25 protein-coding genes and 2 pseudogenes are annotated in these 24487 nt (G+C 36.6%); 9 read left to right on the top strand and 18 right to left on the bottom strand.

Going from position 1 to position 24487, the window contains the following annotated elements:
• Positions 1 to 366: pseudogene (locus BM163_RS10720) on the top strand (IS21 family transposase); the annotation flags it as partial.
• Here BM163_RS10720 and BM163_RS10725 read toward each other — a convergent pair.
• The 3 genes and pseudogenes from BM163_RS10725 to BM163_RS14040 form a co-directional block, all read right to left on the bottom strand.
• Positions 303 to 713 (bottom strand): annotated as a pseudogene (locus tag BM163_RS10725) (transposase); the annotation flags it as partial. The pseudogenes BM163_RS10720 and BM163_RS10725 overlap by 64 nt on opposite strands.
• On the bottom strand, positions 700 to 888 hold the full coding sequence (locus BM163_RS10730) for a hypothetical protein (RefSeq protein ID WP_089803003.1): 189 nt from the start codon (positions 886 to 888) through the stop codon (positions 700 to 702). The pseudogene BM163_RS10725 and the gene BM163_RS10730, both read right to left, overlap by 14 nt.
• A 267-nt stretch (positions 889 to 1155) precedes the next feature.
• A complete protein-coding gene (locus tag BM163_RS14040) occupies positions 1156 to 3507 on the bottom strand; it encodes an SH3 domain-containing protein (protein ID WP_229675559.1) in 2352 nt (783 codons plus the stop codon).
• Between the two features lie 274 nt (positions 3508 to 3781).
• On the opposite strand from BM163_RS14040, the gene BM163_RS10740 reads away from it, so the two are divergent.
• Together BM163_RS10740 and BM163_RS10745 are read left to right on the top strand one after the other, a co-directional pair.
• Positions 3782 to 5899 carry a bifunctional glycosyltransferase/CDP-glycerol:glycerophosphate glycerophosphotransferase gene (locus BM163_RS10740; RefSeq protein WP_089803005.1) on the top strand — a complete coding sequence of 706 codons (2118 nt, stop codon included), beginning with the start codon at positions 3782 to 3784 and terminating at the stop codon, positions 5897 to 5899.
• An 18-nt stretch (positions 5900 to 5917) separates the two neighbouring features.
• Positions 5918 to 7105, top strand: coding sequence for a CDP-glycerol glycerophosphotransferase family protein (locus BM163_RS10745; protein WP_229675557.1), 1188 nt, complete (start codon positions 5918 to 5920; stop codon positions 7103 to 7105).
• Positions 7106 to 7483: 378 nt separating this feature from the next.
• On the opposite strand, the gene BM163_RS10750 is transcribed toward BM163_RS10745, so the two are convergent.
• Entirely contained in the window at positions 7484 to 8185 is a 702-nt protein-coding gene (locus BM163_RS10750; RefSeq protein WP_143088221.1) for a transposase, read from the bottom strand.
• 258 nt (positions 8186 to 8443) lie between these two features.
• Between BM163_RS10750 and BM163_RS10755 the strand changes: the two genes are divergently transcribed.
• The 6 genes from BM163_RS10755 (at position 8444) to BM163_RS10770 (ending at position 11244) form a co-directional block, all read left to right on the top strand.
• Positions 8444 to 8698, top strand: coding sequence for a hypothetical protein (locus tag BM163_RS10755; protein ID WP_089803009.1), 255 nt, complete (start codon positions 8444 to 8446; stop codon positions 8696 to 8698).
• 186 nt (positions 8699 to 8884) lie between these two features.
• Complete coding sequence (locus BM163_RS14125) at positions 8885 to 9046, top strand: ATP-binding protein (RefSeq protein ID WP_308425401.1); 162 nt, start codon at positions 8885 to 8887, stop codon at positions 9044 to 9046.
• Positions 9042 to 9203 carry a hypothetical protein gene (locus tag BM163_RS14130; protein ID WP_280527170.1) on the top strand — a complete coding sequence of 54 codons (162 nt, stop codon included), beginning with the start codon at positions 9042 to 9044 and terminating at the stop codon, positions 9201 to 9203. The genes BM163_RS14125 and BM163_RS14130 overlap by 5 nt, the downstream gene beginning before the upstream one ends.
• Positions 9176 to 9391, top strand: a complete 216-nt coding sequence (locus BM163_RS14135) for an ATP-binding protein (protein ID WP_443093371.1) — start codon at positions 9176 to 9178, stop codon at positions 9389 to 9391. The genes BM163_RS14130 and BM163_RS14135 overlap by 28 nt, the downstream gene beginning before the upstream one ends.
• 307 nt (positions 9392 to 9698) lie before the next feature.
• Positions 9699 to 10097 (top strand): glycerol-3-phosphate cytidylyltransferase, encoded by a 399-nt coding sequence (tagD, locus tag BM163_RS10765; RefSeq protein ID WP_089803011.1) that lies wholly within the window; start codon positions 9699 to 9701, stop codon positions 10095 to 10097.
• Entirely contained in the window at positions 10090 to 11244 is a 1155-nt protein-coding gene (locus BM163_RS10770) for a CDP-glycerol glycerophosphotransferase family protein (protein ID WP_089803013.1), read from the top strand. The genes tagD and BM163_RS10770 overlap by 8 nt, the downstream gene beginning before the upstream one ends.
• 38 nt (positions 11245 to 11282) lie before the next feature.
• Here the strand turns inward: BM163_RS10770 and BM163_RS10775 are convergent, their stop codons facing one another.
• The 14 genes from BM163_RS10775 to atpD form a co-directional block, all read right to left on the bottom strand.
• The gene (locus tag BM163_RS10775) at positions 11283 to 12329 is read right to left on the bottom strand and encodes a glycosyltransferase family 4 protein (protein ID WP_089803015.1); all 1047 of its coding nucleotides are present in this window, start codon (positions 12327 to 12329) and stop codon (positions 11283 to 11285) included.
• A gap of 252 nt (positions 12330 to 12581) precedes the next feature.
• Positions 12582 to 13004, bottom strand: a complete 423-nt coding sequence (fabZ, locus tag BM163_RS10780) for a 3-hydroxyacyl-ACP dehydratase FabZ (protein ID WP_089803017.1) — start codon at positions 13002 to 13004, stop codon at positions 12582 to 12584.
• Between the two features lie 53 nt (positions 13005 to 13057).
• The gene (locus tag BM163_RS10785; protein ID WP_229675558.1) at positions 13058 to 13363 is read right to left on the bottom strand and encodes a DNA-directed RNA polymerase subunit beta; all 306 of its coding nucleotides are present in this window, start codon (positions 13361 to 13363) and stop codon (positions 13058 to 13060) included.
• A gap of 10 nt (positions 13364 to 13373) precedes the next feature.
• Positions 13374 to 14201: a flagellar hook-basal body protein gene (locus BM163_RS10790; protein ID WP_089803018.1), complete on the bottom strand. Its 828-nt coding sequence runs from the start codon at positions 14199 to 14201 to the stop codon at positions 13374 to 13376.
• Between the two features lie 15 nt (positions 14202 to 14216).
• A complete protein-coding gene (locus tag BM163_RS10795; protein ID WP_089803020.1) occupies positions 14217 to 15053 on the bottom strand; it encodes a flagellar hook-basal body protein in 837 nt (278 codons plus the stop codon).
• Positions 15054 to 15080: 27 nt separating this feature from the next.
• Positions 15081 to 16082, bottom strand: coding sequence for a rod shape-determining protein (locus tag BM163_RS10800; RefSeq protein WP_089803022.1), 1002 nt, complete (start codon positions 16080 to 16082; stop codon positions 15081 to 15083).
• A gap of 369 nt (positions 16083 to 16451) precedes the next feature.
• Positions 16452 to 17249 carry a M23 family metallopeptidase gene (locus BM163_RS10805; protein WP_170243732.1) on the bottom strand — a complete coding sequence of 266 codons (798 nt, stop codon included), beginning with the start codon at positions 17247 to 17249 and terminating at the stop codon, positions 16452 to 16454.
• 95 nt (positions 17250 to 17344) lie between these two features.
• Entirely contained in the window at positions 17345 to 18331 is a 987-nt protein-coding gene (gene spoIID / locus BM163_RS10810; RefSeq protein ID WP_089803026.1) for a stage II sporulation protein D, read from the bottom strand.
• 118 nt (positions 18332 to 18449) lie between these two features.
• Entirely contained in the window at positions 18450 to 19907 is a 1458-nt protein-coding gene (locus tag BM163_RS10815) for an O-antigen ligase family protein (RefSeq protein ID WP_089803028.1), read from the bottom strand.
• 219 nt (positions 19908 to 20126) lie between these two features.
• Complete coding sequence (murA, locus tag BM163_RS10820) at positions 20127 to 21419, bottom strand: UDP-N-acetylglucosamine 1-carboxyvinyltransferase (RefSeq protein WP_089803030.1); 1293 nt, start codon at positions 21417 to 21419, stop codon at positions 20127 to 20129.
• Between the two features lie 38 nt (positions 21420 to 21457).
• The gene (locus BM163_RS10825; protein ID WP_170243731.1) at positions 21458 to 22156 is read right to left on the bottom strand and encodes a YwmB family TATA-box binding protein; all 699 of its coding nucleotides are present in this window, start codon (positions 22154 to 22156) and stop codon (positions 21458 to 21460) included.
• A 102-nt stretch (positions 22157 to 22258) separates the two neighbouring features.
• Positions 22259 to 22492 (bottom strand): DUF1146 family protein, encoded by a 234-nt coding sequence (locus tag BM163_RS10830; RefSeq protein ID WP_089803034.1) that lies wholly within the window; start codon positions 22490 to 22492, stop codon positions 22259 to 22261.
• A gap of 139 nt (positions 22493 to 22631) precedes the next feature.
• A complete protein-coding gene (locus BM163_RS10835; protein ID WP_089803035.1) occupies positions 22632 to 23039 on the bottom strand; it encodes a F0F1 ATP synthase subunit epsilon in 408 nt (135 codons plus the stop codon).
• A 12-nt stretch (positions 23040 to 23051) separates the two neighbouring features.
• On the bottom strand, positions 23052 to 24458 hold the full coding sequence (gene atpD / locus BM163_RS10840) for a F0F1 ATP synthase subunit beta (protein ID WP_089803037.1): 1407 nt from the start codon (positions 24456 to 24458) through the stop codon (positions 23052 to 23054).
• Between the last annotated feature and the right edge of the window lie 29 nt (positions 24459 to 24487).

Consider the following 24487-nt stretch of genomic DNA (forward strand, 5'->3'; position numbering starts at 1 on the left):
CTTGATGAATGGTTGAATGAGGATTCTAAAAAGAAACGGAAATATCGCCGCACGGCGAAACGTTTATTTCAACAGCTTGTGGAAGATCATGATTTTAAAGGATCTGAGAGAAGTGTTCGCCAGTATGTTTCTAAACGAAAAAAAGAATTAAAAACAATGGTTGATCAAGCAGCTTTACCTTTGGAATCTATCCCGGGGACAGCACAAGTTGATTTCGGAACGGCTCCTTTTGTTTATCAATCAGAATCGATGGAGTTACCCTATTTGGTGATGTCGTTTCCTTTCAGTAATACGTTTTATTTTCAGGTTTTTCCTTCGGAAAATGCGGAGTGTATCGCTCTATTTTTCTTATATTCAGCAGGCGTTTGATAGCCTAGTGAACCATGTATCCTGATGTTGTTATACCAATTGACATAGTCAAATAAACCAAGGTTTAACGCTTCTTGCGAAGCAAATTGTTCACCTGAAATAAATTCTGTTTTTAGTGTTTTAAATGCAGCTTCTGCGACGGCATTATCATAAGGGGTGCCTTTTGCCGAAAGAGAACGTTCGATACCGAAGGTATCTAATGCTTGATCAATACTTTTGTTTTTGAATTCACTACCTCTATCCGTGTGGAATAATTTAAGCCGATGTAGATTCGTTTTTACTGAAGCAAAGGCGCGAGTGACTAGCTCTGCAGTCTTGTTTGGACCAGAACTATAACCTATCCACCTTTAGCAGGGTATACAGAATGTATTTATCAATACCATTATATACACGGTAAGTTGTTGATTCTTTCGTTACTTGAAAAGCAACGGCTGATTTCGTTTGTGTTTTTTGGTTGTGCATTTGATACTGCGATTCATTCTTTAAAGAGACTGGCACAATATCCTGTTTATCGGACATAAAATAATCCTCCATTCAATAAAGTTAACTTTATTGTAAATGGAGGATTCAATATGGGGTATATACCCGTTCAATTGGCGCTTACCATATATTATCCCCAAAATTGCGTAAGAACCATTTCAATTATGCCATATACAGTCGGCACGACAAATAGCCTTTGCTACAATGTTAAGTGTAGTGAAGGCTATTTGCCATGCTGACCTATCTAATGGATTGACGCTTACTTATGAAATATGGAAATCAAGAGAATAAGTAAGTATAAAACCATTATTGAATTTTTATATAGTTGCTGTTAGGTCCTGAGCTAATCCAAAGTTCTTTCCCTTGATAATGTATTTTATACCACTCTTCATGTGTAACGGGTTTAGAGTCATCATCAAGCACCATTAAAACAAAATCGCCATTACTTAATCTTCCTTGTGAAGGATTTCTAGTACTAGGATCTAGACGTACATTTAGGCTTGATGCAGTAACTTGAAGGACGTTAGATAACTTTACAAAATCTTCAGATATCCAACCAGTTTTCCCTTCAAATCCAGCCTGATACCAACCTTGATTGTTTGTGCCAAGAATGTCTAATTTAGTGTTAACACTTCTTATTGTCGCAATTATCGTTTGGTTAGAAACTGTTGAAGGTTCTGATCGAAATCTAACATTAGAACCTGTTGTCAATCCTATTGCACCATTAGGATAATTTGATGATTCTATTGTGTTCTGTGGTGGAGTAGCCCCTTGGAATCCAGGCTGATTATTAAATTTGGGAACATCGAATGTCTGCACATAACTTTGTAGGGAATCATAGATGCGTGAAATTCTTTGAGTTGGAATTTGTGCCCATGCGACGTGAGTAGCATATTGGTGAACCCCTGGATTTGCAGGGTTCCATCTCATCTTATATAAAGTATCTTGACCTCGATGAATATAGTTTTGTGCAACGAATTTAGCTCCTCCGATTATAGCAGCTTCTGGTGTAAACCATTTTTGATTGTAAGCGTGTTGAGAGCCACTTGTAACAGCTGAGTTATCGTATGCAGCTATACCATAAACGTTATAAACGGTTCTTCCATTCACTTTAACACCTCGTGCTAATTGAGAGGTGCCATTTCCAGTTTCGTGTAGTGCATGCGCAATAAGATATGCTTCATTAATTCCATATCTATTGCCGGCTTCAATAAAGGCACCAGCAGTATTAGCAAGCGAGCCTGTCCGGCTATTTAGTACGTTATTATTTACTTCCGTTGCATTCAACCCAGCTGGTGTTGACAAATCTAAAAACTGATAGAATCCAACTTCATTCTCTCTAAAATTGGATGGGTTAGCATAGTATTCAACTAATGGTCTTGAGGCGAGTATAGTTCCTGTTCCATTCGCTTTCGGTGTGCGTGTCATTTGAATATCAACAAAATTACTGAATCTTATGTTATAGTTTGTTGTTTTAACCTGTCGAACAGGCTCAAAAGTAACATCGCTCTTGTGAATATACCCCGTGGTTCGTTTTCCATTTATAATGACCATGGCCTCATACCATGAAGATGAAAATGATTTAAAGTATAAAAATTGACCTTTGTTATAAGAACGTAATACTTTAGAATCTCTAGATGCTCTACTATAAACTCTAGTAGGAGAACTATCAGCGTATCCAGTGTAGTCTATTTGCTCAGAAGAGATAGTTTCAACGTCACGTGCATTTATATACCCAGTTCTAGGCGTACCATTTAAAATGACTATAGCTTCGTACCAGTTGGTAGAAAAAGTTCGATAATATAATAGGTGCCCTTGTGAATAAGATCTGAGTACAGGTGCGTTCGTAGATGCTCTAGAATATACACTCGTATTATTTAACGCAACTCCCCTTAGTGACTCGGAAGATGTATTCTCGATATTATCAACATCATTTTTATGAATGTAACCAGTGCGTCCTATTCCGTTAATAATAACATAGGCTTCGTACCATTCCGAAGAAAAGGTTTTGTACTGTAATACACTTCCTTCTCTATAGGTCCTTAAGGTAGAGGATGACTGAGCAGGATTTGAGTGAACTTTAACATTATCCAATGCAATTCCTCTAAGAAGCTGCTGATTAGATAAATCGATGTTCTCAACATCATCCTTATGAATAAAACCAGTGTGTCCAACTCCATTGACGATGACATAAGCTTCATACCAATTATTAGAGTAGGTTTTATAAATTAGTGAACTTCCCTCTCTGTAAGAACGATGGATAGTGGAAGAACGTGAGGCTTCTTTGTATACATCTACCCTCGTCGTAGCAATACCTCTTAAAATCAATTGGTTTGAAAGATCTAATGTTTCAACATCGTTACGGTGAATATACCCTGTTTGACCCTCTCCATTAATAATGACATACGCCTCATACCAATTTTTTGAACTGTCTCTGTAGAGTAAAACTCTACCTTGATTATATTGTCGAAGTATATCACTATCAGTAGATTTTTCACTGTATACTGCAGTTCTGTCTTTAAGTGCTATACCACGCAATACTTCTTGAGCATTTATCTGATATAAATTATCTGTATTATTAATTTTTTTGGGGATTACTGGGTCTATAAAAAAGAATAATACGAGCAAGACAAATACAATTTTTCTCATCGGTTTCATTTGTATCAAAATTTAGCCTCCAAAAAGATTCAAATATTAAGATATTGTTAAACTATCGTTTTGAACGCTAATTACCCACCTCCTCAGCTTAGTTTGATAGTCTTATTCAGTATTATCTCAGAATTTAGTGCGTTTGTTAAGACTATATCAGATAAATAATGAAAGAATAGTATTTAATACCTGTTATCAGGATATTAAACTTTTCCTATGTAACTAGAATAATCTCTTGACATCTTTAGCCATATAAAGTTATATAGAGAATGAGGTGATTTGAATGGAACTAGTATCAATTATAATGCCTGTATTCAACGCTAGAAATTTTTTGAAGGAGTCCTTACATTCGGCATTAAAACAGACGTATAAGAACATTGAATTAATTATTATTAACGATGATTCAGCTGACGAATCTCTAGATATTATTAATTCGTTTTCTAAAAAAGATGATCGCATAAGGTGTTTTACTAATTCAGAAAATAAGGGAGTGTCTTTCTCAAGGCTAGCGGGATTGCAAAAAGCAACAGGAAGCTACGTCTATTTTTTAGACAGCGATGATTTTTTAGATGAAAGAGCAATTGAAAGGCTAATCAACGCAAAAGGTAATAATTTGGTAGCAGTTGGTAAGATGGTAAATGCGACAAAATTTGAAAAACTTCAAATTATAAATGATTATGAACCGAAAATATATAAGAAAAAAAGACCCAATCTATTCAAAAAGCGTTCTATTTTACATGCTCTAATTCAAAAGGAGTTATTACTTTCTAGTATAGAACAATTAGAAGTTGATGCCCGGCATTTTACGGACTTAGCGTATATTGCTAGGATAATTGAACAAACATCAGAAATAACATATGTTAAGGGTGCGATTTATTACAAACGTCTGAGGAATGATCCTTTGAATGACCCTTCGATAATGCAAGAGAATATGTTAAATAAGGTCCAATCATACTTGGTTGTGATGAGCACCTTAAAAAAACGTTATAGAAGTAATCAAATAATCAAAAAATATTTAGATCAGCAATTTTTAAATTACTATAGGAAATCAATTGTGCTTTTTTTGAAAAAAAATGGTCAATCACAAGATGTTTTCGATTTATTAGTGCGGATTTCAAGAGATTTAGAAGTTAAAGCTTTGAAAAATAAATCTATAATTCTGAAGCGAGAATTTAATCCTATACTAAAAAATAATTACTTGAAGTACTCTAAAGTGATGAATACACATAATAAACTAAGAAATATAAAACAAGCTTTTAAAGGTAAGCACCATCTATACACTTACCTATATCGCAATGTGTTTATTAAAACCCCTATGAATGATAAATTAATTGTGTTTGAAAGTTTTCTTGGGAAGAATTACTCTGACTCCCCAAAGTATATATACGAAGAATTATTAAATAGTAAAGCTGAGTATAAATATGTTTGGATTTTTAATGAAGTTGGTAAAAAAATCCCAGGTGATGCTAAACAGATAAAGCGTTTTAGTTTTAAACATTATTATTATTTAGCAAAAGCTAAGTATTGGGTAAGTAATTCAAGAATTCCTAAAAGGTTTGATAAAAGAGAAGGAAATATTTACCTTCAAACATGGCATGGTACACCACTTAAAAATCTCGTATTTGATATGAGAGATGTTTACTCAGCGAATCCGCATTATAAACGAGACTTCTACACACAATCGAGAAGATGGGACTTTCTTATTTCACCTAACCAATACTCATCTGAAATTTTCAAAAGAGCATTTATGTTCGATAAAAAAATGTTAGAGATTGGTTATCCAAGGAATGATGTCTTGTATAAAAAAAATAATAAAGATGATATTAGTAAACTAAAACAAAGTATGAAGCTACCTCTGGACAAAAAAGTTATTCTTTATGCGCCAACTTGGAGAGATGATCAATTTTATGAAGCCGGTAAATATAAGTTTAATTTGGAGCTTGATTTGAATAAAGTAAGGAGTGAGCTATCAGATGAATATATTGTTGTGCTTAGGATGCATTATTTCATTGCTAATCAACTGGATTTGAGTGATTATGAAAGTTTTGCATTTGATTTTTCTAAATATGATGATATATCCGAGCTTTATCTGGTTTCAGATATATTGATTACAGATTACTCATCAGTTTTCTTTGATTATGCTAATCTAAGACGCCCAATTCTATTCTTCACATATGATTTGGAGAATTATCGTGATAAATTGAGAGGTTTTTATATAAACATGGAAACAGATTTACCTGGACCGTTGTTATACAACACAGATGACATAGTAAAAACCATTCACAATATTGAGGATAATTTTAAAAGATTTGATGCTAAATACAATCTGTTCTATGAAAAGTTTTGTTCTTGGGATGACGGGCACGCAGCGGAAAAAGCTATAAAAGAAGTGTTTGACTGATTAAGGGAGAATAGAAAAGTGATAAAAAAGTATATTAGAAAAATCGTCCGACAAATGATTAATATTTTGTATCCTATAATGTTCAAGTTATTCCTTACTCTTCCTCAACGAAATAAGATTGTGTTTGAAAGTTTTCATGGAAAACAGTTCAGTGACAACCCGCGTGCTATATATGAGTATATACAAAAAAACCATTCATCAAATTTCAAACTTTTATGGGCAATTGATAGAAGATCATCAGAACTGTTAAAAGATAACCGTATTACTTCTGTGAAACGGTTATCTCCAATGTGGGTCTATCATATGGCTACAGCAAAGTACTGGATTACCAATACAAGGCTCCCGTTTTGGGTGCCAAAGATTGCTGAAATTAAATATGTGCAAACATGGCATGGTACTCCTTTAAAGAAGTTAGGTATAGATATTGCTGATGTAAAGATGCCGGGGACTAATACAGATAATTACAAACAAAGTTTTTTAAAGGATGCTGACAAATGGGATTATTTAATTTCTCAAAACGCATTTTCAACGGAACAATTTCAAAGAGCATTTAATTATAACGGGAAGATTTTGGAGTGCGGCTATCCAAGGAATGATTATTTGATTAATAACGATAATTCTGACTATATCAATATACTAAAGCATTGCTTAGGAGTTGACCCCTTTAAAAAAATTATAATGTATGCTCCAACATGGAGAGATGATGAATTTATTGATATCGGACACTATAAGTTTAATTTACAACTTGAATTAGATTTATTAAAGTCTAACTTAAAAAATGATTTTATGATTTTAATCAGAGCTCATTATCTTATTGCTGAAAATTTAGATCTTAATGATTTTGAGGGATTCGCTATTAATGTTTCGGAATATGAAGATATAAGAGATTTATATCTTGTGTCGGACATGTTGATTACAGATTACTCTTCTGTAATTTTCGACTATTCTTTGCTAGAGAGGCCTATTGTTTTGTATGCATATGATTTAGAAAAATATCAGTATAATTTACGAGGTTTTTATCTTGATATTGAAAAACTTCCTTTTCCGATATGCAGGACAACTGAAGAAGTCTCAAATTTAATAATGTCAACTGATTTTAATAAGAGAGTTAACTTTTCAAGAGAATACAAAGAACGCTTCAATTCAATTGATAATGGATCTGCATCGAAGTGTGTTGTTGAACAAGTGATATTTCCAGATATTTGAACTAAAAACCTCGGTTCTTTGTCAAACATACTAAGATTAGTAGTGTAATATCCACGACGGTGGATTTACACTACTTTTTAATTTAAAGTAGGAAGTGAAGATGAGGTCGTCAACACCATAAGACCTTTAAGTCTGTATGTCAAACTGGCCCCTTCACTAACCTTAATGAAATCAGATTAAAGTATGTTGGTCCATGGAGACCGTGTGAGGAAAATGGAATGTTAAGGATTAGTGGAGCACTTCAGAACTTAATGAGAGGAGGTCTAACGTTAAGAGTCATTGCCCTCGATGTAAGTAAAGGTAAGAGTTATGTTGGTTCTTACGCAATTTTGGGGATAATATATGTGCCTAACAAATATAAATGCGTTTTTTTTGAAATTAGGGATGATAGAGAATCCTTAGACGTAAGAGAGGAAAACTTGCTCTTCCATACAACATGCGTTTAATTGTTTTCAAACGATTAACCTGACCTTCTAGGAAACCATTGTTTTCATCAAGTTCTATGGCATTTAAAGTAGGTGGAAAATCAGATAATAGTCTTGAAATGACGTGTGTAGTTAATGGATCCTGTCGATCTTTCTCATATAAAATAAGTTCGCGAAACTCTGGCATATCTTTGTCCTTTAGTGCTTGTCGAAAACTCGTGATGAATGCATAGAACGGTCTAAGCTTAGGATATTTCGTTAGTATCTCATTCATTATTTTCCTTTTCTTCTCATCTTCTAAATCATTTTGCCATAATATTTTTCTAATGTTTTTTCTATCGTAATAACTACCAGGCTGTAACGTTTGGCCAGCCTTTTTCTTTTTACGTAGACTCGCCACATAATATTTTAAAGCACCGTAGGTCCCGGTATAATTTTTTTCTTTTAATTTATGATACATAGCGCTAATGGTGAGACCGTCGGTCTCCCACTGTATAACCTCTTGTTGAAAAGCGTCTAGAGGTTTTGGACGTTTTGTGCGTTTAAGAGATGGTGGTTCTGTCATCTCAATGTATTTTTTAACCGTTCGCCAGTCTATATTTATGAGATTACTTATTTTCTGTAGAGAATAGCCTTGTTTTTTCAACTCTTTCATATGACAAGCCTGCTCCCATTTTTTATTAGCATTTTCTACTCGAACTTTTTCACTTTTAGTTAATGGTATCTCTTGTGGTGTTGATATGTTTTCCTGCGTATCTTTCTCTATACGATTAGGTAACAGTTTTCTCAGTACGTTATCATGTAATGTCCATAAATTTTGTATAAGGTGAACGTCAATGTAAAAACTGCTATTTATCAACGTTTATAGCGGTTTCCCATGAGATATCGTTATAAATTTCGAGAATACAGGTTTATGAGACGTATAGCTTTCTCAACAGGGCCTACATTTGAAAGCATTGAGGCAGATTATGAAAGAATCGTCGTGAAATTAAAGACAATCAATGACAGATCTCATCCTCAACATAAATTGTCAAGAAGAGAATTACTATTAGCTGAACGTGAGGCAATTGACGTAATGATGATTCAATCATTTGATGCTGCTTTTTTAGTAGATTGTCGAATAAAAATAGATACTAAAACCATGACTTGTTACATCGATGGTAAATGACACTGTAAACATAAACACGACTGAGTCCTTCATCAATTTCATATTGATATCACTCACTATCTAGAGACATCAATAATAAAGAAAAAAAGTGTCTTGAATCATAGTGAATGTCTGAAACAGGCTCCAAAAGAAATTTTTAAATGGACTCTCTTATTTGAAGTATTATCTGTACAAGCGCTCACGTGCTTGTCGGAATTAAAAACCTTGTTCTTTATTGAATTAGGTCAGAATATCATTTTGATTGGTCCACCTGGCACAGGGAAAAGTCACATTAAGATAGGGTTTAGAAACGGAAGCTTGTTTAGCGGGCTACCGTGTCTATTTCACAACCGTTCCATCCTCTATTAATCAATTAAAAGAACATCGTTCAGAACGCACCTTGCGGAGCTTTGAGTTAAAGTTCGAAAGATACGATCTCGTCATGCTGGATGAATTAGGCTATATTTCTTTTGATAAAGAAGACCTCGAATTACTCTTTTGTTACTACGTGCGGGAAGAAAATTAATGATAATAACAAGTAATCTTTCATTCACTGACTGGAAAGAGGGCTTTCACGTTCCCTTGTTAACCGTTGTATTAACTGATAGATTCACACATAAATCATATGTGTTGAATATGAGCGGTAGCTCATATCGTATACAAAAAACGAAAGAGGGGCTAGAATTACAACATCGTCAGGCGGTTCAGAATTAAATTAATACATGGTTCACATTTCAGTTGATAAATGCAGCGCTCAGTTATGTATAAGCAAAAGACATGAAAATAACTGTCCATATATCCCATCACTTTTCACAGAAAACATATCCATCCGCTGTTGCTACACAAGGTAACCTATCCATCAATGATTGAAACTCGAACGCGATCGGACAACTGGTTAAGAGCTCTTCTCTTAGATAAACTTACCGAGAACAACTTTACATAAACCTTGCATTCTTTTATAAAAAAATATATACTTATCAGAGTATATATTCACTATCATAGATTTAATTTGGAGGAAATTATGAGAAAAGTAATTACTTACGGAACGTTTGATTTAATTCATCATGGTCACATTAATATACTTCGCAGGGCAAAGGATTTAGGCGATCATTTAACAGTAGCTATTTCTTCAGACGAATTTAACGCTATAAAAGGTAAAAAAGCTTACCACTCTTATGAAACACGAAAACTCATTTTGGAAGCAATTAAGTATGTAGATGAAGTTATACCAGAAACCGATTGGGAACAAAAAGTCACCGATGTAAAAGCACATAATATTGATGTTTTTGTTATGGGTGATGATTGGACTGGAAAATTTGACTTCTTGACTGACTACTGCGAAGTCGTTTACCTGCCACGTACCGAAGGCATTTCAACCACACAAATAAAAAAAGAATTGCAGGGTTTAAAAAATGGCTAGAGAGTTATTTATCTCTAGCTATTTGTTTATTGTAAAATGTCTATTCTCAATCTTCAGTCGCGGTGAATTACAAGAAAAAACAATTCTAATTGCCTCATTCGGGGATAATATTGATTATGTACGTCAAGAAATCCTAAAAAAAACAGATGATAGTATCGTTGTATTAACAACAAATGCCGCTCGACTTAAATTCAAGCCATCCGACAGAGAAAAGAAATTGTCATTTGAAGTGTACCATCCGATTCAATTTGTTCAATCAATCTATCATATTGCTACGGCAAAAACTATTTTTGTAGATAACTATTTCGGATTTCTTGCAACAACCTCATTTAAAAAAGAGGTTAAAGTCATCCAACTGTGGCATGCTGCAGGTGCTATCAAACAATTCGGCTTGCTAGATCCAACAATAAAGAAAAGATCAAAACGTGCTCATAAGCGCTTTAGAACTGTTTATAGGCGATTCACTCACGTTATCGTAGGCTCAGATAAGATGGTTAGCATTTTCAAACAAACGTTCGATTTATCGGAAAGACAACTATTACTCACTGGTATACCAAGAACTGACTTTTTCTTTGATGAACTAGCCATAAAAAAAGCTAGATCAAAACTAATTCACTTCTATCCTGGCATTAAAGATAAAAAAGTCATTTTATATGCGCCTACATTTCGCGATCAAGAAATAGCTAATTTTAATTTAAAGTTAGATATTGATATGCTAAGAGAAGCATTATACGACACTCATATTATATTATTGAGACTACACCCTGTTGTACGCACAAAGTCTTCTTACGAGAATGATGCTTTTGTGATTGATGTATCGAACTATCCAAACTTAAATGAGTTATTGACTATTTCAGATTATCTCATTTCTGACTATTCATCTATACCTTTTGAATATGCCTTACTTCAGCGCCCAATGATTTTCTTCAGTTATGATTTAGATAGTTATATAAAAGAACGTGGCTTCTTTGAAGATTACCACGAACAAATGCCTGGGCCTGTCGTGATCTCTACAAAAGAAATTATACACCATATACAATCTAATACATTTGACTTGAGACAAATTAAGTCTTTTTCTGATGAATGGAATAAATATTCTGATGGAAAATCAACTACACGCCTAATAAATGAAATATACACATTATAAAAAAAGAGTTAGCATCTTTATGAGATGCTAACTCTTTTTTATTTACGATAGTGTCTACCTATAGCATTTAATAGCGGTCGATAATTGTACCCTACCAATCCCGTCAATTCTATAAGCAATTCAACTAAAATTGCAACTAAGAAGAACAGCAACGTTGATCCCCACATAACTGAGCGACTAAACAGAATAGCTGCAACACTAAACAGAGCACTCATTGCGTATATCAAAACAACGGTTTGACGATGACTAAAACCTAAATTTAATAAACAATGGTGCAAGTGTAATTTATCCGGAGCATAAAGAGGTTTTTTATAAGCTGCACGTCTAACAATCGCAAACAATGTATCAATAATAGGTACACCTAAAATAGCAATTGGTACAATTAAAGAGAAAATGGTCGCATTTTTAAACCCTAAAATAGATAAAACACCAATCATATATCCCAAAAAAAGTGCCCCTGTATCGCCCATAAATATTTTTGCAGGATAGAAATTAAATACTAGAAACCCTAAAGTTGCCCCAACTAACATAAATGCAATCGTCGCAACGAAAAAATCGCCTAACATGATTGCTAGCCCTGAAATAGTTAAAAGCGCAATAGTAGATACGCCACCAGCAAGACCATCTAATCCATCAATTAGGTTAATGGCATTAGTGATACCCACTACCCACAAAACTGTTATTGGTATACTTAAATACCCAAACTCTAATGTGTAGCCAAAAGGTAAATTAATAAATTCCATTACAACACCGTTCAGTACAACAATAAACGCTGCAATAAATTGAACAAAAAATTTATAACGCGCTGATACTTGGTACATATCATCAATAATTCCGATTGCCATTATGAGTAACGCCCCTATAAGCATTGGCCACTTATAATGACCATCAGGATTAAATATAACCATGCCTACAATAAAACTACCGATTATCGCTAGTCCACCTAATCTGGGCATGATTTTCTGATGTATTTTTCGTTTATTCGGTTGATCGGTTGCGCCAATTAAAAAGGCTAATTTTTTAACTAGAGGGGTTAAGACGAGTGCTATGATAAAACATAACACAACAACAGTAAAATAGAACATTTTCCCCTTCCTTTCAATATGCAAATTCATAAGTTAAAACAACGTATCTGTTAATGACTCACTTAATTAGACGTTCGGTCAGTCTATAAGTTACACAAAGTTAATAAACTGTTCATATCATCAAATAACTATAACATATTTCAACTATGGATGCATCAAATATGTTAATAGATCTTAAAAAGGACAACTTTTCACCTAAGTAAAACGTTGTCCTTTTGTATTTTTAGTTAGAGTTATTAAAACATGATTTATTTACTGTATCGCAAACATAATCTCAGCTTCACAAGCTAACTCACCATTGACTGTTGCTTTTGCTTTCCCTTTACCAATTGGCCCTTTTAGGCGCGTAATCTCAACTTCTAACATCAACGTATCACCTGGAATAACTTGACGTTTGAAACGACAAGAGTCAATTCCCGCTAAGAAACCGATTTTTCCTTTATTTTCTTCTTTTTTAAGCATAGCTACAGCCCCTGCTTGCGCTAGAGCTTCTACAATTAACACACCTGGCATCACGGGGTGCTCAGGGAAATGCCCTTGAAAAAACGGTTCATTGATGGTTACATTTTTCTTGGCTACGACACGTCTCCCCTCTTCGATCTCAACGACTTGATCGATTAATAAAAAAGGGTAACGATGGGGAATCACGTCTTTAATTTGATTAACATCTAACATTAGTACCAACTCCTAATTTTAATTTAAAAAGAAAAAGCAGTTGCCTGCTTTTATTATTCAACACCTGTAATGATATCTATCATATGTTGCCAAAAGTCAAAAGTCAACACGTTAAATGGCTCTTCACTTCCGCCTAAGATACCATAACCGACTAAAAGGCCTAAAATAACAGCTAAAACACTTAATACAACAACAACAATGATTCTAAGCCAAATAGGGAACATCCGATGAACAGCACGGCGTTCTTTTCGCTCTAAACGTTTTTGTTTGCGTTCTGCTTTCTTTTGTTGTCGTGTTTCTTTTTTATCCTGTGTTCCTTCAGTTACTGCCACGTCGTTTTTATTCATTTGATTATCCATAATAAACTCCTTAGCGCATTTGATTAATTAATCCTTGCATTTGATCATGCATTGAAATCGTCCGTGCATTGAACTGATACGCACGTTGTGTTTGGATTAATTCTGTCATTTGCGTTGATAAATCAACATTGGAACTTTCTAACCTACCAACGGCGACATTGACATTTCCCACTTGGCCAATGATCTCATTCGCTGTATAACCAGCCTCAGTAACATCAGGTAACCGGAAAAGGTTTTGACCTGTTTGTTCTAAGAACTGCGGACGAATCGCCTCAACAACTGAGATCTCTGCTTCAACATTTTCTATATTACCACGTCTAATGACCACTTGTCCCGCTTCATTAAGCGTGACACCATCAAAGCCACCTGCAATGATAATTGGGTTACCTAATTGATTGAGAACCGCATGACCATTACTCGTCACAAGAGCGGAATCACCAGTTTCTGTAGGCTGTAAGTAGAGGGCACCATCGCGTGTGAAACGCGTTTCTGTTGCACCATTTTCCGTTACGGATACTTCAAAGAACTGGCGCTCTTCAGTTAAGGCAATATCAAGTGCCCGTTCAGTATTTATTAGTGAACCTTGAGAGAAATTGTTATTGGTATGACCAATCCTCGCTCCTGTCCCCTGTCTAATACCAAGCGGTGTTACACGGCCGACACTGTTGGCTCTTTCATCGCTAAAGTTATCAATATTTTGATAGAGTAGTGAACTGAAATTCGACATTTGCGATTTGAACCCTGTCGTATTCGCATTCGCCACGTTGTGACCGATGACATCTAATTTTGACTGTAGTTCCCGCATCGTCGTTGCGGCTTGTAATCCCATTCGACTCATTACTATTCACTCCTTTTAACTTAAGCGACCGATTTGATTCACCGCAATTTCCATACTTTTATCATACGCTTTAATGACTTGTTGATTAGACTCAAACAAGCGATAAGCTTGCATCATCTCTGTCATTGTCTGGCTCGTATCAACATTTGACGCCTCAAGGAATCCCTGGCTAACTGAGAACGTTAAACCAGCGACACCACGTGCATTGTTCATCTCTCCTACGACTTCACCATTTTCTTCTATCAAAGCAAACAGGTTCTCATCATCTTTTATTAAGTCAAAGTGATTGGCTGTATAGTTGACTTGTAGTGGTACTGCCGCCGTTGCGGTTGTAAGGACACCTTCCGGCGTCACGGTAAAGTTTTGCCCGTCAGTAAAAACAGGATTTCCCGCATCATCTAATACATAATGACCTTGATTTGTCGTTAAGAAACCTTCTCCGTCTACCGTAAAGTTTCCGTTTCGTGTATAGCGGACATCACCATTCGCATTTTGAACAGTGAAAAAGAGTGCGCCTGACTCATCTGGTAAGGTACCATTGATTAGTGCCATGTCAGTTGTCATATTTGTTTCTTGCATTAACCCTTGTGTTTGATCAGCCAACGTCTCATGAACATAAACACCCGTTGTGAGAGGACCAACACGACTCGATAAGGCCATTTGCTTATCGGTTCTTGTTTTTAACGTCTCATCGCCCATGCGCTTGACGAGCAACTCTGGAAATGATCGAATCATTGCTTGGTCTTGTTTAAAACCCGGCGTTTGGGCATTTGCGATATTATTTGATAATGTGTCTTGACGGCGTTGTTGTGTTTTCATGCCACTAGCGGCCGTATAGTATCCTCTTAGCACGTCTCGTTCACCCTTTCCTTGTTCATTTTAAAACAATGAACGTCGGTCAATTTTATCGATATTTTCAAGCATAATGCCTGTCCCTTTAGCAACACAGCTCATCGGCTCTTCCGCAAGGAAGACAGGTACTTTTAATTCCTCAGCAAGTAGTTGATCTAATCCGTGAAGAAGTGCGCCACCACCTGTTAAAATAACACCACGGTCGATAATATCCGCTGATAATTCTGGCGGTGTTTTTTCTAGGACGTTTTTAGCCGCTTGAACAATCACATAAATCGATTCATGCAAGGCTTTTTCAATCTCATCAGAATGAATGGTAATGGTGCGTGGCAAGCCTGTCATCATGTCACGGCCACGGATATCGATTGATTCATTACGCGCACCAGGGAACACCGTCGCCACTTGAATTTTAATATCTTCTGATGTACGTTCACCAATTAATAGCTTATATTCTTTTTTTACATAATTTAAAATTTCTAAATCGAATTTATCTCCAGCCATTTTAATCGACTGAGACGTTACGATATCACCCATTGATAAAACAGCTACGTCTGTTGTTCCACCACCAATATCAACAACCATATTCCCACTTGGCTGGAAAATATCCATGCCGGCACCAATAGCTGCTACTTTTGGTTCTTCCTCAAGATAAACTTTCTTACCGCCAGATTTCTCTGCGGCTTCTTTAATGGCTTTTTGTTCTACTTTAGTAATATTTGTTGGGCAACAAATGAGCATGCGTGGTTTCGAGAACATGCCACGCACATTAATTTTATTTATAAAGTGCTTAAGCATGGCTTCTGTAACATCAAAGTCTGCAATAACACCGTCTTTTAATGGGCGGATAGCTTCAATATTTCCTGGCGTACGACCAACCATTTTCCAAGCCGCTTCACCAACTTCTAATACTTTTCCTGTATTACGATCCATTGCTACTACTGATGGTTCATCAAGTACAATGCCTTTACCTTTAACGTGAATCAATACATTTGCTGTTCCTAAATCAATACCAATATCTCTTGCAAACATTAATGTTATCCTCCTACATCTCATTTAGTGAATTTATTATAAAACGCATCAATTTTCGACTTGTCTCTAATAATATATAATATCATAAATCAAGAATGATACCTACCGGAATTTGATAATTCTTATTCGTTCATCGTGTTTTTTTTCCTCTTGTCAAGACATATTTAAAATTAACTTCTATCAGCCCAAAGAATGACTTTGCTTAAACTCACCCCTATTTTTTCACAGCAAAAAACCTTTACCAAAGACCGCCTTAATAATAGACGTCTTTAATAAAGGTTAAGTTACACATGTAGCTGTCTGAAAAGAGGACCTCTTCTTAGACATTAGTTACCCCGTGATATGTTTATTTTAAAAAGAGTGGACGGTTTACTCACCTTCAAATTCAGCCGCTTCACTTTCTTCAGATGTAGGTAAGTGATCAAATGATTCATCTGCCGTTACTTGTTGATCTGATATAATTTTAGCCACTGGCTTTTCAAATGCCTGATTAGGGTTAATCGCTACATCATTCACTCTTATTTCAAAGTGAACATGATTCCCTAGATCCTTCCTGAATTCGCTTTGTCCCATTTGCCCAAGGACATCCCCTTGTTTTACTGATTGCCCAACTTCTACTTCCATGTCAGTAAGTCCGGCATAATATGTTTTAAGTTTATTGTCATGTGTTAATTCAATGACACCACCAAGTAGTGGATCATTTTTTACCGATGAAACATCCCCTGCGAGTACACTGATCACTGGAATGGCAGTATTATTTGACGCTGTCAAATCAATACCTGTCGATTGGTAATATTGCTGATTATACATCACAAGTGCCGCCAGTTGCTCATTCTCGTCCATTGTATACTCATAAAAGTTGGTTACTTGTTCGACATCAAACGCTTCACTTACTGGAAAACTTAAGGTTTCTACAGGCACTAATTGATCTTTACTGACACTGATACTCTCTTGTTGTTCTTTTTTACGTAAGACATCTCTTACATCGTCAGTTAATGCATCCTCTGTCTCTAAGTCAGGTAACGCATCGTTTAATTGATTCATATTGAATTGCCAAATCACCCCGGTCACTAGTGTCATCATCACAAAAACATATAATGCAGGGTAAAAGCCTTTTTTCCGTGTCAGTTGTTTTAAATAATCACGGAATGATTGTTTTTCTTCCATGTTCATCACCTCATCACTAGTGTGAACAATAAAAAATGGTTTTATACATAGGTCACTTTATATTTTATAGGATTTAACTAAAAGACCCTTGTTTCTTATCGTAAGTTCGATAATGACGTGATATCCACGCCTTGATAATAATGTTTTAAGATATCCACATGTGTATAACCGTCTTTGGCCATCCCGTCTGCGCCGTATTGACTCATCCCAACACCATGGCCGTATCCTTTCGTCTGAAAGACGACTTCTGCCTCTACGACTTTAACGGTAATGTCACTTGATGGTAATCCGAGCGCTTCTCTTAATTCCCGTCCGGTAAAGATAGATTGTCCAAAAGCGATCCACTTGAGTCTCCCACTATCAGTATAAACGGTCCGAATCATCAGTAAAGCATCTTCTGTCAGTTTGAGTTGTTCCATGACCTCTGCTTTTTTAAACGTGACATGTTCGGTGAATTTTGGTGATGTTTTATCCCAAGGACTTTCCACACTCACTAAATAGGGGAGGGGATTTGTCCAGTAGTCTTCTGCATTTTCTGTATAGCCATTACTCGTTGAGAAAAACGCTGGAAAAATAGGTTCCTCTTGATAGACAAGAATCTGATCACGCGTTGCCTCTACAGCTTCAGAAATCCTATTCCGATAAGTTTCATAATTATCTTGCCACAACGCTTGAAGCTCTTCATCAGTCTTATACACTTGATCAGATACCGTATCTGTCACATAACTTTCCTTCATCTGTGGATCGTTTTTCAAGGAATGATGAACAATATATGTCCGGGCAGCAATCGCTTGTGCTTTTAATGCTTCAATGTGAAAGCTTGCCGGCATTTCGCTAGCCACAACACCAAAGACATACGACTCTAAGTCAAGTTGCTTTTTTTGATTATCTTTTAACACCGTAACAGAGTATTCTGGCTCTGGTGTCGCTTGAGCTTGACTTAGACTGGTAACGGAACTGGTTGTTTCTTCTGAAGCAAGAAGGATGACAACGGCTGGAATAAGATAGATACTTAAGAACAGCAGAAACACAAAACGACTGTATTTTTTAGCTGGATGTTTACTAAAGTGACGTATCGTCATAAAGACATAGGCTCCTTTTTTGTGATATTTACACAACGATAGTCTATGTCTCTTTCATCAATTATATGTTTCGCTTTATCTAAACAGATATCTTTCTTATGCCGCTTTTCTCTTCACCCTAAAGGTTTACAAGTATAAGTGTCAACAAACTGAAACCGAACGCTAATGTCATAAGGATGACATTTATCATTAACCTCCACTTATCAGAGCGTGCACCTAAGCTTAGTAGTTCATTCTCCCCTTTAAGATAACCACCCACCATAAAACTCATAAAGAACCAAACAAACCCGTAAGATAAATTAAAATCCATTACACTATGACACAAAATTAACAACACAGGGAGGACATGCATGATTTTCTCTCGTTTATGACCCATCAACTGTTTTGCTAACAGACCAAATAAAACCAGTGTTATTGTGAGTCCAACAAGCCCCGTTTCTATAAGGATATCTAAATAGGCGTTATGTACTTCAAGAGAATGATAATCATAACTTTTCACTGCTTCATAATTTAGCGCCCACGCACGCCCTCCTTGCCCGACTAGTGGCGCATCTCGAACAATGTTTAATCCATCTTTAATGAAGGCCACACGTTCTTTGAAGGTGTGCCATCCTGTGAGTTTGGCCATATCAAAGTCAAATACAGTATCCAATATTGTATAGAGCGTACCTCGTTGTAAAAGATTAAAAATAATAACCGCAAGAGCGACAATCATGACCGTTGGTACGACTAATCTAGAGATGTTAATACCCTTAAAGTGAAATTTAGTAATATATATGCCGGTAGCACTAGATAACGCCGCACAGATGCTTACTAAACCAATAAACAGCCCACTATTAAATTCACCCATTAAAACAAAGAGGACAATTGCTAGTAAAAGCGAGGTTATTGTTACAATAACTAATCGTAGTTGTTTTTTCACTTCAAGCATTAGAAGTAATACAATATAAAAAATAACTAGAAATAATAAAACGCCTCGAGATTGTGATTTTAAGATACTTAACATATAGAGCGGCAATAAAGCAGCATGAACTAACTTCATATGTGTAGTTTTAGCTACTTGTCCTTGAATTAAACCATATAAATAGAGACTCGCTAACACAACAGCAAAAGTATTGGCATATTCCAGTAAGCCAGCATAGCGCCCCATCATGATGAACTCTCCGTTAGTCAAGATACCTAAATCAAACAAGATCATATGGCCACTAAGTATTAGCCCAATCCCATGAAGCAGATAAGGGAGAACACGTTGAGATTTCAAGTTATCCGTTAGGACATAAACCACCATAATAAAGAAATTTATCGTCGTACTTGCACGCATAAAGCTCTGAAGCGTTAAAGCAACGGAAGACGGTTGAAAGAGTAACGGTATAAGATATGTTAGTGGGATCAACAAAAATATAAAGTAAGACGTGATTGCGTGTTCTTTGTACAACCAGATTCTAACTAAAAAAATCATAAATAATAGTTGAATGATGATGTGATACGGATAAAAAGAGGCATCAAAATATAATCCTTGATTAAATAAACTACTAAACAATAGACATGTTAAAAACCAAAAGTATAACCCTTTCATCTCTTCACCTCTTTTTTTGCTCTGAATGATTGACTTATAATGCTGTTATCGGTTATTTGTTAAAAACATCAAGTGTTCTGTCATTATTGGCATCCTTAATTTAACCAAGATATGAAGGGTAACACCAACTATTATACAACTGAAATAAGCTGTGAGTAAGTTGATTTCTCAGCTTACTCACAGCTTACATTTTAAAGTATCTTATAAAATAATTACTAATCAGGCCATCGAAACAGCAGCCACTGCAACTTTTTCATCCTGAATGCGATCAATTTTAGCACCAAGTGCTTTTAATTTACCGACAAAGTCAACATAGCCGCGATCGATATGATAAAGATTCGTAACGGTTGTTTGACCGTCCGCAATCAAACCAGCTAATACTAATGCTGCACCTGCGCGCAAATCGGTTGCTTTCACTTCGGCACCTTGTATGTCTGATTCACCGTCAATAACAACACTACGACCTTCGATTTTTACTTTAGCATTCATACGGCGGAATTCATCGATATGCATAAAACGGTTTTCAAAGACCGTCTCTGTCACCATACTTGTTCCCTTTGCTTTTAACATCAGCGTCATCATTTGTGACTGCATATCTGTTGGGAAACCTGGGTGTGGCAAGGTTTTAATATCGACTGCCACGAGTTCATCCGTCGGATGAACCTTCAACCCACCTTCTACTTCTTCAACAGCAACACCCATATCCGCTAACTTCAAAATGAGCGCACGCAAATCACGTGAGCGCGCACCGAGTACTGTCACTTCGCCACCTGTTAAGGCACCCGCTACCATAAACGTTCCGGCCTCAATGCGATCAGGAATAATCGTATGATCTGTTCCTGCTAATTTATGCACACCTTCAATTGTAATTGTTGATGTACCGGCACCATATACACGGCCACCCATACCATTAATATAGTCAGCCAAGTCAACAATTTCTGGTTCTTTTGCCGCATTTTCAATCACAGTCGTACCTTCTGCTAGACTCGCAGCCATCATAATATTCTCTGTTGCCCCAACACTTGCCATATCTAGATAAATAGATGCCCCTTTTAGGCGTCCTTCACTTTTCACTTCAACAAAACCATGACCAACTTCTACGGTTGCCCCCATCGCTTCAAAGCCTTTTAAGTGTAAATCAATTGGTCGAGAACCAATCGCACAACCGCCAGGCATTGCAACGTAAGCATGTCCGTAACGTGCTAACAACGGTCCTAGCACAAGAACAGATGCACGCATTTTTGTGACAAATTCAAACGGCGCTTCTGTTGTTAAATCAACCGAGGCATCCACAACAAGCTCATCACCTGTCATCACAACTTTTGCTCCAATATTTGATAGGACATCATTCATTGTATAAACGTCTGCCAAGGCAGGTACATTCGTTAAAACAGACCGACCCGTTTCGCCTAAAATCGTTGCCGCAATAATCGGTAACACCGCATTTTTGGCACCTTCTACTCTTACTGTTCCCGTTAATGTCTTACCACCGTTAATAATTATTTTCTCCATGGTTATTCTCCCCATTCTGTAGAAAACACTATATACTATTAGTATTCAGTCGTTAGGATGGGTGTGCCAAGTGTTACTTTGACAGTACCGTCAGACCTTATCCGACTGGCTAATTGAACATTCTTCTTTTTTGTGTTCTCAAGGTAATATTGTGTTAATTTCTGTGTATATCCAGTCATCATATGTAAATCTTGATCTTTTAATTGATCAAGCTCTGTTACATCTAATGCGTTTAGTATGATTGTTAAAAACTCATTGCTCTCTATCATATCATAAAATACGAAACTACCACAACTATATATCTTTCTATTATCTGTGTAAATAGTCGCAATGAACGAATTGAGTCGTTTGTAATAGCTTACAATCGTTTTTTTCTCTAGGTCTTTTAGCGCGACCTGGTATTGTATTTTAAAACGTTCGTTTGTCTCATGTGTTTTTGTTATCGGATAAATGCGAATGGTTTCTTTTCCTAGGTCACTTGTTCGAGCAAAAGTATCATGACTTAATCCAGCTTGATTATTTTTTACCGTTGTAAACCCTTGGCTTAAAATAGTTGAAACGAGCACATCCAACTCTTTTTCTTGTGTTTCCGTAACGACTGTCTCGACCTCTGTTATCGATAAAGCATCGTCTAAATGGTCGGATAAGATTTCCAGTGGATAATTAACACTTCCCACCGCTGTTACTTTTAAAACCAATATATATAATAAACATAACGAAAGGCACAATTGACGCATAAAAACCACCATCCTCTTTAGTTATTTAGCAGTATAACTAAAAGGTGGTGGTTTTAATCAGCAAACGCGACTTTTCACACATCTGAATGGCTATTTGTTTTTTTATAATAAATAAAGCAGCTGTCTCGACCAGGTCAATAAATCTATGAAGAAATGACTTAAGACGCTCGCTATCACAATAGTTAAAATGATCATAAATAATTGTATTTCTTTCTCTTTATGCTTCTTAAATAGCACATCTAACCTCAAGGATTGTAAAGCTCGCCACGTAATAATAATAAAAACAACGTGTGAAGTAATATTAATTGCGGCTTGAACACCCAAATCAACAAACATATTTTCACCTACTTTCGACAATTTCCCAGGAAATAATGACCTTTACATGCAGGTTTTCTACTTAAAAAGACTTTAACACAAGTGACGCCTTATGTTAAAGTCTTTTGTATTTATTGTGGCCAACGTTCTTGATCGTAATTTATTCTTCACCAACTAAATCAAGACGGTTAATCGCACGTTTTAACGCTAACTCCGCTCGTCTAAAATCAACGTTATCTCGGCGCTGTTTAATGCGGCGTAAGGCACGTTCTTTTGCTTTACGTGCTCTTTCTACATCTATTTTCTTTGGTGTTTCCGCTGATTGAACAAGAATCGTCACATGATTATCATCCACTTCAATAAAACCGCCACCAATAGCTACTTTCATTGATTCGTTATCTTTTTTTAGCCGTGCCGTACTTATAACTACTGGTGAAATCATTGGTGTGTGATTAGGTAATATCCCAATCTCACCTTGTTCCGCTTGGACGACAACCATATCAAACATATCATTAACGATTTGACCATCGGGTGTCACTACTTCAACTGCCAATTGTTGTTTGTCCATATAAACGGCCCCCTACTCTGACAGACGCATAGCTTTTTCAACTGCTTCATCAATCGTACCAACAAGTCGAAAGGCTTCTTCTGGTAAATCATCGTATTTACCTTCAAGAATTTCTTTAAATCCACGAATCGTCTCACTTACCGGCACATATGAACCCGGTTGTCCAGTAAATTGTTCAGCCACGTGGAAGTTTTGTGATAAGAAGAATTGTACTCTACGGGCGCGTTGAACAATTTGTTTATCTTGGTCACTTAACTCATCCATTCCGAGAATAGCAATAATGTCTTGCAGTTCACGGTAACGCTGGAGCGTTTGTTGTACAGCTCGCGCTGTGTCATAATGCTCTTTACCGACCACCTCGACATCTAGAGCACGTGAACTTGAACTAAGCGGGTCTACCGCTGGATAGATCCCTTGTTCTGATAGTTTACGGTCAAGACTCGTCGTCGCATCTAAGTGTGTAAACGTCGTTGCTGGTGCTGGGTCAGTATAGTCATCGGCAGGCACATAAATTGCCTGAATTGACGTAACAGATCCTTGTGTGGTTGAAGTGATGCGCTCTTGCAAGCGCCCCATCTCGGTGGCAAGTGTCGGTTGGTAACCAACAGCTGATGGCATCCGTCCAAGTAGTGCTGATACTTCTGATCCCGCTTGAGTGAAACGGAAAATATTGTCAATAAAGAGCAACACATCTTGACGCTTAATATCTCGGAAGTACTCTGCCATTGTTAAGCCCGTAAGGGCTACACGCATACGTGCCCCTGGCGGTTCGTTCATCTGACCAAAGACCATTGCAGTTTTAGCAATAACGCCTGAAGCTTTCATCTCAAAGTATAAATCGTTTCCCTCACGTGTCCGTTCACCAACACCGGCAAAAACAGAAATCCCACCATGTTCTTGAGCAATATTGTGAATAAGCTCTTGGATTAATACCGTTTTACCTACACCGGCACCTCCAAAGAGACCGATTTTCCCACCTTTAATATACGGGGCAAGTAAGTCAACCACTTTAATCCCTGTTTCTAAAATTTCTGTTTCAGTGGAGAGTTTTCTAAAGTCAGGTGATGGGCGGTGGATGGCGTCACGTTTCACGTCTTTACTTACGTCGTCGCCACCATCAATTACTTCACCTAGCACATTAAAAATACGTCCGAGTGTTTCTTCACCTACCGGCACCGAGATCGGTTGGCCGGTATTGATCACTTTATCTCCTCTTCGAATACCTTCTGTTGCATTCATCGCAATCGTTCTTACTTTATGGTCACCTAAATGCAGCGCCACTTCAAGTGTGACTTTTACATCTTGGTCGTTTTGATGCGCTGTGACGATTAACGCATCATTTGTTTTGGGTAATTCTCCGTCTTCGAATTTGACATCGATGACCGGTCCAATTACTTGTACGACTTGTCCATTATTCATCGATAATTTCCTCCCTCAACCGGCAATAC

Source organism: Halolactibacillus alkaliphilus (assembly GCF_900115465.1).
Classification (GTDB): Bacteria; Bacillota; Bacilli; order Bacillales; family Amphibacillaceae; genus Halolactibacillus; species Halolactibacillus alkaliphilus.

Bases quoted from the DNA above. Each gene is read 5' to 3' on its own strand.
- BM163_RS10730 (WP_089803003.1), bottom strand. From the start codon at position 888: ATGTCCGATAAACAGGATATTGTGCCAGTCTCTTTAAAGAATGAATCG.
- BM163_RS14040 (WP_229675559.1), bottom strand. From the start codon at position 3,507: ATGAAACCGATGAGAAAAATTGTATTTGTCTTGCTCGTATTATTCTTT.
- BM163_RS10740 (WP_089803005.1), top strand. From the start codon at position 3,782: ATGGAACTAGTATCAATTATAATGCCTGTATTCAACGCTAGAAATTTT.
- BM163_RS10750 (WP_143088221.1), bottom strand. From the start codon at position 8,185: ATGAAAGAGTTGAAAAAACAAGGCTATTCTCTACAGAAAATAAGTAAT.
- BM163_RS10755 (WP_089803009.1), top strand. From the start codon at position 8,444: ATGAGACGTATAGCTTTCTCAACAGGGCCTACATTTGAAAGCATTGAG.
- tagD (WP_089803011.1), top strand. From the start codon at position 9,699: ATGAGAAAAGTAATTACTTACGGAACGTTTGATTTAATTCATCATGGT.
- BM163_RS10770 (WP_089803013.1), top strand. From the start codon at position 10,090: ATGGCTAGAGAGTTATTTATCTCTAGCTATTTGTTTATTGTAAAATGT.
- BM163_RS10775 (WP_089803015.1), bottom strand. From the start codon at position 12,329: ATGTTCTATTTTACTGTTGTTGTGTTATGTTTTATCATAGCACTCGTC.
- fabZ (WP_089803017.1), bottom strand. From the start codon at position 13,004: ATGTTAGATGTTAATCAAATTAAAGACGTGATTCCCCATCGTTACCCT.
- BM163_RS10785 (WP_229675558.1), bottom strand. From the start codon at position 13,363: ATGGATAATCAAATGAATAAAAACGACGTGGCAGTAACTGAAGGAACA.
- BM163_RS10790 (WP_089803018.1), bottom strand. From the start codon at position 14,201: ATGAGTCGAATGGGATTACAAGCCGCAACGACGATGCGGGAACTACAG.
- BM163_RS10800 (WP_089803022.1), bottom strand. From the start codon at position 16,082: ATGTTTGCAAGAGATATTGGTATTGATTTAGGAACAGCAAATGTATTG.
- BM163_RS10805 (WP_170243732.1), bottom strand. From the start codon at position 17,249: ATGGAAGAAAAACAATCATTCCGTGATTATTTAAAACAACTGACACGG.
- spoIID (WP_089803026.1), bottom strand. From the start codon at position 18,331: ATGACGATACGTCACTTTAGTAAACATCCAGCTAAAAAATACAGTCGT.
- BM163_RS10815 (WP_089803028.1), bottom strand. From the start codon at position 19,907: ATGAAAGGGTTATACTTTTGGTTTTTAACATGTCTATTGTTTAGTAGT.
- murA (WP_089803030.1), bottom strand. From the start codon at position 21,419: ATGGAGAAAATAATTATTAACGGTGGTAAGACATTAACGGGAACAGTA.
- BM163_RS10825 (WP_170243731.1), bottom strand. From the start codon at position 22,156: ATGCGTCAATTGTGCCTTTCGTTATGTTTATTATATATATTGGTTTTA.
- BM163_RS10830 (WP_089803034.1), bottom strand. From the start codon at position 22,492: ATGTTTGTTGATTTGGGTGTTCAAGCCGCAATTAATATTACTTCACAC.
- BM163_RS10835 (WP_089803035.1), bottom strand. From the start codon at position 23,039: ATGGACAAACAACAATTGGCAGTTGAAGTAGTGACACCCGATGGTCAA.
- atpD (WP_089803037.1), bottom strand. From the start codon at position 24,458: ATGAATAATGGACAAGTCGTACAAGTAATTGGACCGGTCATCGATGTC.